A 12,821-nucleotide genomic window follows, 5' to 3' on the forward strand; every position below is an offset into this window, starting at 1 on the left:
GCCCGCAGGACCTGCCCAAGCTGCCTGGGTCCGGCCCAAGCCCGATGGGCGGGCCCAAGCCCTCAGGGGCCGCCCAGGCCCGCAGGACCTGCCCAGGCCCTCAGGGGCCGCCCAAGCCCGCAGGACCTGCCCAAGCCCGCAGGACCTGCCCAAGCCCGCAGGACCCGCCCAAGCGGCGGCCTGGGCCCTCCAGGACCCGCCCAAGCCTCCAGGACCCGCCCAAGCCTTCTGGGTCCGCCTGGGCTGCCTGGGTCCGCCCAAGCCTTCTGGGTCCGCCCAAGCGGCGGCCTGGGCCCGCTCCAGCCGCCTGGGTCCGCCCCGCGCTCTGAGGCTCGCCGAGCGTTCTGAGGCCCGTCAGGCCTCCGGGGCCCGCGGGCCCCGGAGGCTCGATGGTCGGGGCGGGGCAGGCTGGCCGGGCCGGTCCGGGCTTGTCGGGCGGGACGGGCCGGGCCGGTCCGGGCTGGTCGGGCGGGGCTGGTCGGGCGGTCGGGGGGTCAGCCCTTGCTGACCGCCGTCAGGATCTCCGGAAGGCGCGTCGCCGTCCGGGGAGCGGCCAGGCGCAGCCCCAGCAGTGTGATCGCCGCGCCGTACACCGCGCCCCCGGGCAGCAGCAGCCAGGTCCAGGAGTCCCCGCCCTCGGTGACGTGCAGCCAGATCGTCACCGCGATGACGGGCGCGCACAGCAGGGCCGCCGACACCATCCCGCCGAAGATCGCGATCCAGGCGAGACCGGCCTGACCGGGGGCGACGTTCTTGTAGCCCTCCTGCGGGATCGAATAGGGGAAGCGGGCCGAGGTCCAGGCGCCCGTCGCCAGCATCGCGCCGAGCAGCGCGAGCGACAGCCCCAGCGCCTCGGGCAGCTTCGACCAGTCGCCGAGCATCGCCGTCGTCAGCACGGTCACCAGCGTCGCGTACGGCAGCGTGATCAGCAGCAGGGCCAGCGCCCGCGCGCGCAGCTCGACATACGCGTCCCGGCGCGAGGAGATCGTCATCGCGACCATCCAGAACGCGGACGTGTCCTGCCCGAACTGGTTGTACATCTGGATGCCGAGCATCCCGGCGGCGAAGCAGGCGAAGTAGATCGAGCCGGCGCCCTGCAAGGCGTTGAAGACGGGCACGATCAGCCCGATGGCCAGCGACGTCACCCAGGCCGCCTTCGTCTTCGGGTCGCGCCAGATGTAGCGCAGGCCGCGCTCCATCACGGTGCCGGTGCGCCCGCCCGGCAGCAGCCGCCCGAGCCCCGCCGAGCCGCGCCGTTTCCGCGCGGCCGGCTCGGCCGCCTGGAGGGTGGAACCGTCGGGCGAGATCATCAACCGGGTCAGGCTCCGCGTCCACGCCCGCACCAGCAGCACCAGAGCGCCTGCGCTGACGGCGATCTGCGCGGCGGCCACTCCGTACGCGCCCTCGCTCACCGAGTCCACCGTGCCGATCGCCGAGGCGGGCGGCAGCCAGCGCAGTACGTCGGCCGCCGGATCGAGCTGGCCGAGACCGGACGTCCCGAGCCGCTGCGCCCCGAAGTTGACGAGCTGTGCCCCGATCGCGATGACCAGCCCGCTCAGCACCGCGAGATCGCGTCCCTTACGGCTGGTCAGCAGCCGGATGTTGGCGGCGGCCACGGCCCGGGCGAGCGCCACGCACACCAGCAGCCCGAGGACGACGGCGAGCACGCCCACCGCCCACGCGGCGGCCCCGTGCGCCACGGACACCACCGACCCCACCAGCATCAGCAGCGTGAACAACGGCCCGATGCCCACCAGCGAGGCCGCCAGCAGCGCCCGCACCAGCGGCCGGGGCCGCAGCGGCAGCATCACCAGCCGGGTCGGGTCCAGGGTCTCGTCACCGCTGGGAAAGAACAGCGGCATCACCGCCCAGCCCAGCCCCAGCACCGCCGCGAGCAGCACCACCAGCGACACCGCGTGGTCGTGCCCGCGCAACGCGATCAGCCCGAGCAGCTGGAGCGCGCCGAACAGCAGCGTGACGAGGGCCGAGGCGACGTATGCGGCCCGCCGCCCGCCCGACTGCCGCAGCCCGTTGCGCAGCAGAGACAGCTTCAGCCGTACGACGGTGGGGACGAGGCCCGGCGGGGAGGTCGGCCCGCTCACCGGGTCGCCCCGCCGCCCAGCCAGTCGAGGTCGGAGCCGGTGTCCCGCCCCTGTGCCCCGACGAGTTCGAGAAACGCCTGCTGCAAGGAGGGAGCCGCCCCGCGCACCTCCTCCAGCGTCCCGTGCGCCCGGATCCGGCCCGCCGCCAGCACCGCCACCCAGTCGCACAGCGACTCGACGAGCTCCATGACATGGGAGGAGAAGACGACCGTCGCCCCGGACGCGGTGTACCGCTCCAGCACCCCCCGGATGATCTGCGCGGACACCGGGTCGACGCCCTCGAACGGCTCGTCCAGGAAGAGCACTTCGGGGTTGTGCAGCAGGGCGGCCGCGAGCCCGATCTTCTTGCGCATGCCGGTCGAGTAGTCGACGACGAGCTTGTGCTGGGCCCCGGCCAGGTCGAGGACGTCGAGCAGCTGTGTGGCCCGCCTGTCGACCTCGGGTCCCGGCAGCCCCCGCAACCGCCCGCTGTAGACGAGGAGTTCACGCCCCGACAGCCGTTCGAAAAGCCTGAGTCCCTCCGGCAGCACCCCGATCCGCGCCTTCACCTCGACGGGATCCCGCCACACGTCGTGCCCGACGACCTCCACGGACCCCTGATCGGGCCGCAACAGCCCGGTCACCATCGACAGGGTCGTGGTCTTCCCGGCCCCGTTCGGCCCGACGAGCCCGATGAACTTCCCGGACGGCAGATCGAGATCGATCCCGGCGACGGCGACCTGCTGCCCGAACCGCTTCCAGAGGTTGCGCACACGTACGGACGTCATGCACGAACCCTACGGCGGGGAAGGCGTCCCAGGGGGGTCAGCGATCGCGCCCGCAGGCGTAGGCGAGCGGTGAGATCAGCTCCTCCGCGTCCGGCAGCCACCGGTTGGCGGCGGTGGGCCGGCACGCCCACTGCACGGCGCCCCGGGACCCGAACCGCGTGGGCGGCGCGGCGACGTACATGCCCTCCCCGAGCGTCAGGAGATCGAGCGCGCCCAGCGACCAGCCCAGCTTGCGCACCAGGTCCGGCACCTTCGCCGACGCCCCCGGCAGCACGAAGAACTGCATCCGCCGGTCCGGCGTCAAGGTGACAGGACCGAGCGTCAGTTCCATCCGCTCCATCCGCGCCAGCGCGAGGAAACCGGCCGTCTCCGGAACGGAGATCGCGTCGAACGTCCGCCCGGTCGGCAGCAGGATCGAGGCGGTCGGCTGCTTCTGCCACATCCGGCGCGCGACCGTCGCGCTGCCGGTGGCCTGGGTCGCCCAGTCGGGGCGCGCGGGGTGCGCGCCCGGCGCCTCGCACGCGCCGTCGCCGCAGGAGCAGCGCTGCACTCCGCCGACGGGTTCCAGCCAGGTGCCGGGGAAGACGTCCCAATGACGTTCCTCGGCGTAACGAACGGCGGTCTCGAGCAGCGATTCCCCGCGCTGCTTCGGGATTTGAGTGGCTTCGGCGCCCGCGATGGTCTTTTCCACGATGAACACAACTCTAGTCGTCACCAGGGGTTACGCCCGTCACATTGCGCGGGGGAGGAGCATCGATTCCGCGTTCGGGGCGCATGGGTGCACGGGCGGGGGCGCGCGGGAGGAACGGGCGCGGGAGCGGGTAACCAGGTAGAGGGGGCGGGCTTCCGTCGGTAACCCGGCAATTCTCTGTATTCCTCGGCAAGTCTTGGCAATCCTCACATGCCTCGCATTTTCGCTGTGGCTGTGGGGCATTGATCTTCTCGGCCGGAACTTTTCGGTGGAAGACACGTCAACTCGGTGTGTGGGCGGGCACCCGCCGTCCCGGTCACCGCAGCCACAGGGGGTAGTGCCCATGGCCGCAAGGCCGCTAGTCGCGCGGCAGCCGAACGAACGGCTGCAGGCGCTCATCCAGGAGGCGGGGTGCTCGAACGCCGGGCTCGCCCGCCGCGTCAACATGTGCGGCGCCGAGCACGGACTCGACCTGCGCTACGACAAGACGTCCGTGGCCCGTTGGCTGCGTGGACAGCAGCCGCGCGGCCGCGCCCCGGCGATCATCGCGGAGGCGCTGGGCCGCAAGCTCGGCCGTACGGTCACGATCGACGAGATCGGCATGGCCAACGGCAAGAACCTCGCCTCGGGCGTGGGTCTCCAGTTCTCGCCGACGGTACTGGGGGCCATCGAGCAGGTCTGCGAACTGTGGCGCAGTGACGTGGGCCGACGCGACTTCCTCTCCGGTTCGTCCGTGGCCGCCTCCGCGCTGGTCGAGCCGAGCCGCGACTGGCTGATCTCCTCCCCCGACGCGCAGGTCGCGCGGTCGGCCGGGCCTCGGGTGGGCCTCTCCGACGTCGCGGCCGTCAAGGCGATGACCCAGGCGCTGGTCGACCTGGACCACCAGTACGGCAGCGGGCATGTGCGCCCGGTCGTCGTGCACTACCTCAACAGCGTCGTCTCGGGACTGCTGGCCGGCTCCTACCGGGAGGCGGTGGGCCGGGAACTCTTCGCGTCCGTGGCCCGGTTGACGGAGCTCGCGGGCTACATGGCCGTCGACACCGGCCAACCCGGCCTCGCCCAGCGCTACTACATCCAGGCGCTGCGGCTCGCCCAGGCGGCGGGCGACAGAGGGTACGGCGGATACGTTCTCGCCGCCTCCATGAGCCACCTCGCCGCGCAGCTCGGAAACCCGCGGGAGATCGCGCAGTTGGCGCGCGCGGCGCAGGAGGGAACGCGGGGGCGGGTGACGCCGCGCGCGGAGGCGATGTTCCTCGCGGCGGAGGCGCGCGGCCACGCGCTGCTCGGGGACGCGCGCGGGGCGCAGGCGGCGTCCGCGCGGGCGGTGTCGGCGCTGGAGGCGGCCGATCCGTCCGCCGGGGACGACCCCACGTGGATCGCCCACTTCGACGAGGCCTATCTGGCCGACGAGTTGGCGCACTGCCACCGCGACCTGGGCCAGTCCGAGGCGGCGGCGCGCTGCGCCGAGGAGTCCCTGGCCGGGCACCCGGAGAGCCGCGCACGCCGGCGCGCGATCGGCTTCGTCCTGCTGGCCACCGCGCAGGTGCAGCAGCGCGAGATCGAACAGGCCTGCCACACGGGCCTCAAGGCGGTCGAGCTCCTGGAGACACTCCGCTCCAACCGGGGCGCGGAGTACCTGGAGGACTTCCAGCAGCGACTGGAACCGTTCCGGGACGAGTCGGTGGTAAGGGAGTTCGGGGCACGGCTCGAGTTGCAGACCGCGGCGTGAACGGACGGACGGACGTGAACGGACGGAGCGCCGCCGCGTGAATACGCGGAAACGGCACGGTTGCGCCGAAGGAGGGCGGATACAGCGCGCGGCGCTCCGGATCTGTCACCGATGTCACCGCCGGACCCGGTGGGAGGGAGATCACGATCTGAGCTGCGTGGCACGGGGTTCCGGGGACCCGGTAGCGTGAACCGACGATTCCGAAGGTCCCCCATTCGTAGGAGTCCCGGTGACGCAGAGTGGACAGGGCGAGGAGCCCTCGGCGCAACCCGCGCGCGAAGGCATCGTGCTGCCCTCCGACGGTGGGGAACCCCTGCTGCCGGGAATGACGGCGAGCGCACCGCGGCCGGTGCCCCGCCAGGGCCCGCCGCCCGGGCCGCCGTCGGGGCCGCCGTCGGGCCACCACCCCGGTCAGTACGGCGCTCAGCAGTACGGGCAGCAGCAGTACGGACAGGACGAGTACGGGCAGCAGCAGTACGGGCAACCGGACTACGGGCAGCAGGGTCAGCACGCGCCCCAGGGGCAGCCCGGGTACGGGCAGCAGGCGCCGGCCGGCGGGCAGACCTGGGGGGATCCCTGGGGTCCCGGCGGGCAGACCGCCGTCCCGCAGCAGCCCGGCCCGCAGCAGCCCGCCCAGGGCTGGCCCCTCCCGGCGGACCAGACGGACGGGCCGGGCCGGCCGGACCAGGGACACCAGCAGTACCAGCCACAACAGCAGCCACAGCACCCGCACCAGCCGCAGGCCCAGTGGAACAGCGGGCAGGCGGCCCCGTGGAACGGCGGCGCCCCTGCGGGCGCCGGCCCGCTCCCGCCCGAGAGCGCACCGGCGCCGGGCGCGCCCCTGCCGCCGGCCGCCGCCTCGATCGACGACGGCGCCACGCAGTACATACCGCCGGTCCCGGCCGGCCCCGCCGACGGCCGCGGCCCGTACCTGCCGCCGTTCGGCGCGCCCGGCGCCGCCGACGAGGGCGCCACCCAGTACCTGCCGCCCGTCCCCGCCGCCCCGGCCGACGAGGGCGCGACGCAGTACATACCGCCCGTCCCCGCCGCCCCCGTCGACGAGGGCGCGACGCAGTACATACCGCCGGTCGCACCGGGCGCGCTGCCGCCCGAGGTTCCGGCCGAGTCGACCCAGTACCTGGGCCGTACCCCGCAGAACGCCCCGGGACCGATGCCGGCCGCCCCCGGAACGCAGCCCGGCGCGTACTCCGACTCCGAGCCCACGCAGTACATCCCGCCCGTCGCCGCGCAGGACGGCGGGGACCGGCAGCCGCCCGCCGAGTTCGAGAACCTCTTCCGCAGCGGGCCGGGCAGCGACAGCCCTGCCGGGTCCACACAGCAGCTCCCGCGCTTCTCCGAGCCGGAGCCCCCCGGACGCGGCCGTGGCGGCCCGGGCGGGCACGGTGGCGCTCCGGGCTACGGCGCCGGACCAGCCGCCCGCTCTCCGCAGCCCGCCTACACCCCGCCCGGTGACCCGGCGGCGGGCGGGCGGCGCGGGGCACGTGACGGCGGCGGCCGGGGAGGCCGTACCGGCTCGCGGCTGCCGTTGTTCGCGGCGATCGGCGTGGCTCTCGCGGTCGTCGGCGTCGGCGCGGGCGCGCTGCTCGCGGGCGGTGGCGGTGGCGAGGGCGACGACAGCAAGACCGTCGCCGCGTCGGCTCCCGCGACCGAGGGGTCCGCGTCGGCGTCCACCGACGCGGCCGAGCAGCAGGCCGTCGAACTCGACAAGCTGCTCGCGGACAGCGGCAGCAGCCGGGCCAGTGTGATCAGCGCGGTGGCCGACGTGAAGGCGTGCGGCAACCTCGCCCAGGCCGCCACGGACCTGCGGGACGCGGCGAAGCAGCGCACCGAACTGGTCACCAGGCTGTCCGCGCTGAAGGTCGACCAGCTGCCGGACCACGCAGCGCTGACCACAGCCCTCACCAAGGCGTGGCAGGCGTCCGCGTCCGCCGACGACCACTACGCGGCCTGGGCCGACCAGGTCGCCGGCAACAAGAACAAGAGCTGCAAGAAGGGCTCGGCCCGCACCACCTCGGAGACCCAGGCCGGCAACCGGGCGAGCGGCACCGCCAGCGCCCAGAAGACGCAGGCCGCGAAGTTGTGGAACAAGATCGCGCGGACCTACGGCCTGACCGAGCGCCAGCCCACCCAGTTGTAGACACGGGCCGGCCGACGCCGATGCGGTCGCCGGGGCGGGCCGGTTGGCCGGCCGGTCAGGGCCGGTCGGGTCAGGGTCGGTCGGCCGGGTCAGGGCCGGTCGGGTCAGTCGACGTCGGCCTTCTCCAGGGTCTTCGTCACGTCCACGAAGCCCTTCTTGGCGGCCACCAGCCGGCCCTTCCGCACGGCCTGGAGGGTGACCTCGGCGTTGACCAGGCGGGGGAAGCCGATGGAGGCGAGCTGGTCGGTGAACTCCCAGCGGAGCGTCGGCGTGAGTCCGCCCGTGGTGACCTTCAAGCCGTCGTCCAGGGCGCCCCGTACGGAGTCGGCGCTGACCTCGCCGCCGTCCAGCGACTCCACGGCCTGCCGGAACACGGTGTAGGCGATCCAGGTGGTCTGCACGCCGGTGTCGGTGGGGTCGATCCGGGTGTCGGAGAACGCCTCCTCGCTGATCACCTTCTTCATCGGCTCCCAGGCGGAGTCGCTCGTCACCGGGTACCAGCCGGTGACGTAAGCCCCCTCGAAGGGTCCGGAGGCGGCGCCGGCGGCGTTGATCACCGTCTGGTCGACGCTGCCGAGGACGGTGCCGGTGCGGATGCCGGGGTGGTCCTCGCGGGTGCGCCGGAAGGAGTCCATGAAGGTGGCGGTGCGGTCCCCGAGCGCGGTCACCACGCACCCCTTCCTGTCCCCGGCAGAGTCGCCGGTCGCGTTCTCCAGGGCGGCCTCGGCCTGCGTCGCGTACTCGGTGGCGTCCTCCGGCGCCCGCTGGTCCTCGGCCTTGTCGTGCCCGCCCGCGGTCAGTCCGGCGTTGAGCATCGGGGGCAGCGCGTCGCCCGCGATGGTGTCGGGGCGGACGAGCGAGACGGGACCGCAGGTCGTGCCGAGCTCCTTGCCGAGACCGGCCAGCAGCGAGGGCTGGCCGCCGTTGACGGGGTAGGACAGCGGGCTGGTGAACTCGGCGTTCGTGACGCCGTAGCCGCCTATGTAGGGGATGCCGGCGCCCTCCAGGTGCGGGAAGAAGGCGTCGGAGTGCTGACTGTAGGAACCGACCACGGCGACCGCGTTCTCCTTGACGGCGCGCCGGGCGCATGCCGCGGCGGACACCGCGTCGTTGTGGTCGTTGCAGGTCAGGACCTTGAGCTTGCGGCCGTTCAGGCCTCCGTTCGCGTTGACCCAGCGGGCGTAGGCGACGGCGAAGGCGGGCATGCCCGGCTTGTTGGTGGCGGACGTCCCCTCGGGCGCCCACGTCATGACGACGATCGGGTCGTCCCCGGAGCCCCCCGAGACACCGGGGACGACCCCGCAGCCGACGGCGAGCGAAGCACAGGCGGCCAGGGCACCCGCCGAGAGGGCGGTCGCTCTGACGGACCTGGTGAAGCGGAAGGACCTGGGGAGGAAGGTGCTTCGCGTTGACGTGCCTCGCTTGCCGGTCATGGACACGCACGATTCCGTCACATCACCAACCTGGGAGTGACCCACGGTCAACGGGTGGTGACGGCCAGGTGAATTGCAGGGGCACTCGAGGTACGTGGGACCGGGAAACGTACGATCTATGACCGTGCAAGGTTCGGAGAACTCTTCCCGTCGCGGCCGTCGCTCCCCCACCATGGGCGGCATGCCACTCAACGACATGCCGTGGTGGCGCTGGCGCAGCAATGTGCGCTCCGCGCTGCACATGCTCTCCGACCCGGTGTTCCAGCAGAACGTCTGGCTGGCCGGCGTCGAGGGGTACGGGGACGTCACCGACGCCGTGTACCGCCTCGTCGAGGACACCTGGCTCGACAACTGGTCCGCCGAGAAGTACGTCGGCACGATCTTCCGCGACTCGCAGGAGGCGGCCCTCGTCGACACCGCCGTACTGCGGGTGCTGCGGATCATGCACCAGGTCGGACCGGACGCCCGGGTCTCCGCGTACGTCGACCACGAGGCGTGGCCGGAGGCCGTGCGGGCGGCGCGGGACGCGCACGTGCGGATGGCGGCGAGCGACGGCGACGACGCCGACGCGCCGCCGCGCACCCTCGAGGTGCTGCGCATCATGACGCGGGCCGCGTAGGCCCCGAGCGGGGCCGGGGCGGCGGGGCGGGCGCCGTGTTCCGTCCTGCGGGACGATTGCCCACGGCGTCGGCCGGTGTGCGACCCTGTCGGGCATGAACGCGCAGCCCACCCGAGCCGCGGCGACGGCCGACGACCAGTACGTCCTCACCCTTTCCTGCCCCGACAAGCAGGGCATCGTGCACGCCGTGTCGAGCTATCTCTTCATGACCGGCTGCAACATCGAGGACAGTCAGCAGTTCGGCGACCACGACACGGGTCTGTTCTTCCTGCGCGTCCACTTCTCGGCCGAGCCGCCGGTGACCGTGGACAAGCTCCGGGCGAGCTTCGCGGCGATCGGCGACTCCTTCCACATGGACTGGCAGATCAACCGGGCCGACGAGAAGATGCGCGTCGTCCTGATGGTCAGCAAGTTCGGGCACTGCCTGAACGACCTGTTGTTCCGCGCCAGTATCGGGGCGCTGCCGGTGGAGATCGCGGCCGTGGTGTCCAACCACACCGACTTCGCCGAGCTGGTGGGCTCGTACAACATCCCGTTCCGCCACATCCCGGTGACGAGGGAGAACAAGGCGCAGGCCGAGGCGCAGCTGCTCGAGCTGGTCCGGGAGCAGGACGTCGAGCTGGTCGTCCTCGCCCGTTACATGCAGGTCCTCTCCGACGACCTGTGCAAGCAGCTCAGCGGCCGGATCATCAACATCCACCACTCCTTCCTGCCGAGCTTCAAGGGCGCCAAGCCGTACCACCAGGCGCACGCGCGGGGCGTGAAGCTGATCGGGGCGACGGCGCACTATGTGACGGCCGACCTCGACGAGGGGCCGATCATCGAGCAGGAGGTCGAGCGCGTGGGGCACGGTGTCACGCCGGACCAGCTCGTCGCCGTCGGACGGGACGTGGAGTGCCAGGCGCTGGCGCGGGCCGTGAAGTGGCACGCGGAGCGGCGGATCCTGCTCAACGGCCGACGCACGGTCGTCTTCGCCTAGCCGTCACGTCGCGCAGTCCCGCCGACGCTTCAGCCCCGCGCCAGGCCTCACCCGGCTCCACCAGGCCTCACCCGGCTCCACCAGGCTTGGCCCGGCTCCACCCGGCTCGGTTCCTGCTCCACCCGCTACATCCGGCTCAGCGACGCCGCCGCGAACAGTACGTCCCTGATCGCCTCGCGGTCGCCCAGCTGGCCCGCCGCGGCCTCCTCGGGTGAGACGTGGCCGGCGGCCAGGCGGCAGAACTCCACGTCGTCCAGGGCGACGTGGGCCACCTCGTGGTCGGCGGAGCCCACCGCGCCCGGTGAGTCCAGCGGGATCAGCCACTGGCCGCCGCCCGAGCCCTCGATCTCCAGGCGCAGGCTGCGGCCGGGGCGGCCCGCGGTCACCAGATGACGGGTGCGCGAGGGAGCGGCGAGCCCGGCGCGGCGACGGGCCGCGAGCGTCTCGGGCAGCATCCGCGCGGCGAGGTCGATCATGCCGTGCAGGTGGCGTGGGGCGGGCGGCGCGTAGGGGTAGTCGACCGCCTCCGCGATGTCCTCGGCGTGCACCCAGCACTCGAAGGCCCGGTCGAGCATCGCGTCGCGCAGGGGCAGTTCGAAGCCGCCGTACGACACCGGCATGGTGCCGTGGCCGCCGCCGGTGAAGGACACCGTCCGCACGAGCGCGTGGGTCTGTTCGCGCCAGGGGCCGCGCACGGAGCGGGTGGGCGGGAAGTGCGAGCCCGCCCAGAACGACTCGGTGCGCCGGGCCGGTGTGTCCACCGTCCCGCCCGGCCCGGGAGCCCCGTCCCGCCCGTTGGCCTCGCCCGCCCTGCCCGACTCGTCCGCCTCGCCCTTATCACCCGTATCGCCCGTCTCGTTCGTCCTGCCCGGCCCGTCGCCGGTGGCGAGCGGGGCCAGCGGGTCGTCCAGTCCCAGGGCGACGGCCACCAGCCCGTCCACGGCGAGCAGGTGGGCGATGACTCCGGCGACGGTGGTCCGGCGGCTCGTTGCGCTCTCGCCGCGGAACCAGCGCAGCCGCACCGGCGCATGCCACTCGGCGTCCCCGAAGTCCTGGAGCAGGGCGTCGAGCCGCGCGGTCTCGGCGTCGTAGGACGCCGCCCAGACGGGCACCGGGATGCGGGGCGGACGCCGGTCCAGGCAGCCGTCGAGGACGCGGGTGCGCAGGCCCGGGTCGAGGTCGAGGCTCTCCGGGCGCTGGAGCAGGCCGACGGCCTCGCGCAGCCGCCGTGCCTCGTCCGCGCAGGCCCCGCAGTCGCCGAGGTGCTCCTCGACGGCCTCCGTCTCCTCGGCCGAGCAGGCCGCCAGCGCCCAGGCGCCCAGCAGGGACTTGAGCACCGGGTGCCCGAGCGTGAGCGGCCCCGGGCCGACGGGTTCCGCCGGCGGCAGCGGCAGCCCGCTGTCCTCCACGGAGGCGCGGGGGAGCGGGATGCGCGGCGGGCGGCCGGGTTCGCGGGCCGCAGGCGTGCCGTCGCGGCCACCGGAATCACCGTCGCCGAAGCCGCCGGGTCCGCTGCCGTCGTTGTCCTGATCCCTCTTCATGTCCTCTTCGTCTCCGCCGTCCTCGGGCGGCGGGAACACGTTCTCGCCGCTCATGCCGCACCTCCGTATCCGGGCGGTGCGCCGGGGGCCGCGGAGTCGTGGGCGGTGGAGAGGAGCTGGAGGCCGAGGCGGAGCCTGCGGCGGGCCTCGTCCTCGGTGACGCCGAGGTCGGCCGCGGTCTGGCGGTAGTCGCGCCGCTGGAAATAGGCCAGTTCCAGGGCGGCGCGCAGCGGGGCGGGCATGGCCTGGACGATGTAGTCGGCGCGGGCGGCGACGGAGGCGTGCCGCACCCTGCGTTCCAGCTCCTCGGTCGCCTCGGCGGAGCCGGAGCCGGGGCCGGCCTCGGCCAGCGCGGCGGTCTCGGTGGCGCGCAGGCGCTGCACGGCGAGGCGGTGGGTCAACGCGGCGACCCAGGTGCGCAGCGGGCCCTGCTTGGGGTCGTAGGCGTCGGGGTGCTCCCAGACATGCGCGAAGACCTCGCGGGTGATGCCGTCCGCCGCCCGTTCGTCCCCGAGCACGCGATGGGCGAGACCGTGCACGAGCGAAGCGAACCGGTCGTACAGCTCGCCGAGGGCGGCCGCCTCACCGCGCGCGAGCCGTTGCTGCATCTTGCGGTCCCAGCGGGGCGATGCGTCCTTCTTCGCCATGCGGCCCCCTCACCCGTGCGCCTGCCTCTGACCGTGCGTGTGTCCAGCGTGCGTCCACCGTCACCTCGAATGTAGTCGGCACGTCCGACAACGCACGCCCCTTTGTTTCAATGTGCGCCCCCTGTCCGCGAGAGGGTGGTACGGGCGGCGCCTAC

At 73.4% G+C, this 12,821-nt stretch carries 10 protein-coding genes; 4 read left to right on the forward strand and 6 right to left on the reverse strand.

Annotated elements, in window-relative coordinates:
* Positions 1–494: 494 nt before the first annotated feature.
* Genes ABT070_RS21845 through ABT070_RS21855 form a run of 3 tightly spaced genes read right to left on the reverse strand, consistent with a single transcriptional unit; the run spans position 495 to position 3,569 of the window.
* Positions 495–2,102, reverse strand: coding sequence for a transporter (locus ABT070_RS21845; RefSeq protein ID WP_351763127.1), 1,608 nt, complete (start codon positions 2,100–2,102; stop codon positions 495–497).
* Positions 2,099–2,869 (reverse strand): ABC transporter ATP-binding protein, encoded by a 771-nt coding sequence (locus ABT070_RS21850; RefSeq protein WP_351763129.1) that lies wholly within the window; start codon positions 2,867–2,869, stop codon positions 2,099–2,101. The genes ABT070_RS21845 and ABT070_RS21850 overlap by 4 nt, the downstream gene beginning before the upstream one ends.
* A 37-nt stretch (positions 2,870–2,906) precedes the next feature.
* Complete coding sequence (locus tag ABT070_RS21855; protein WP_351763131.1) at positions 2,907–3,569, reverse strand: bifunctional DNA primase/polymerase; 663 nt, start codon at positions 3,567–3,569, stop codon at positions 2,907–2,909.
* Positions 3,570–3,903: 334 nt separating this feature from the next.
* On the opposite strand from ABT070_RS21855, the gene ABT070_RS21860 reads away from it, so the two are divergent.
* Together ABT070_RS21860 and ABT070_RS21865 are read left to right on the forward strand one after the other, a co-directional pair.
* Positions 3,904–5,289 (forward strand): NsdA family TPR-like regulatory protein, encoded by a 1,386-nt coding sequence (locus ABT070_RS21860; RefSeq protein WP_351763133.1) that lies wholly within the window; start codon positions 3,904–3,906, stop codon positions 5,287–5,289.
* 229 nt (positions 5,290–5,518) lie between these two features.
* Positions 5,519–7,447, forward strand: coding sequence for a hypothetical protein (locus tag ABT070_RS21865; RefSeq protein ID WP_351763135.1), 1,929 nt, complete (start codon positions 5,519–5,521; stop codon positions 7,445–7,447).
* A 104-nt stretch (positions 7,448–7,551) separates the two neighbouring features.
* Here ABT070_RS21865 and ABT070_RS21870 read toward each other — a convergent pair whose 3' ends face one another.
* A complete protein-coding gene (locus ABT070_RS21870) occupies positions 7,552–8,880 on the reverse strand; it encodes an ABC transporter substrate-binding protein (protein WP_351763137.1) in 1,329 nt (442 codons plus the stop codon).
* 118 nt (positions 8,881–8,998) lie between these two features.
* Here ABT070_RS21870 and ABT070_RS21875 point away from each other — a divergent pair, with 118 nt between their 5' ends.
* Positions 8,999–9,499: an SCO4402 family protein gene (locus ABT070_RS21875; RefSeq protein ID WP_351763139.1), complete on the forward strand. Its 501-nt coding sequence runs from the start codon at positions 8,999–9,001 to the stop codon at positions 9,497–9,499.
* Positions 9,500–9,593: 94 nt separating this feature from the next.
* Positions 9,594–10,478 (forward strand): formyltetrahydrofolate deformylase, encoded by an 885-nt coding sequence (purU, locus tag ABT070_RS21880; RefSeq protein ID WP_351763141.1) that lies wholly within the window; start codon positions 9,594–9,596, stop codon positions 10,476–10,478.
* 125 nt (positions 10,479–10,603) lie between these two features.
* Here the strand turns inward: purU and ABT070_RS21885 are convergent, their stop codons facing one another.
* Together ABT070_RS21885 and ABT070_RS21890 are read right to left on the reverse strand one after the other, a co-directional pair.
* On the reverse strand, positions 10,604–12,073 hold the full coding sequence (locus ABT070_RS21885; protein ID WP_351763143.1) for an anti-sigma factor family protein: 1,470 nt from the start codon (positions 12,071–12,073) through the stop codon (positions 10,604–10,606).
* A complete protein-coding gene (locus ABT070_RS21890) occupies positions 12,070–12,666 on the reverse strand; it encodes an RNA polymerase sigma factor (protein WP_351763145.1) in 597 nt (198 codons plus the stop codon). The genes ABT070_RS21885 and ABT070_RS21890 overlap by 4 nt, the downstream gene beginning before the upstream one ends.
* Positions 12,667–12,821: the final 155 nt, after the last annotated feature.

Origin of the sequence: Streptomyces sp. NPDC002884, from assembly GCF_040295245.1 — a bacterium.
GTDB lineage: Bacteria > Actinomycetota > Actinomycetes > Streptomycetales > Streptomycetaceae > Streptomyces.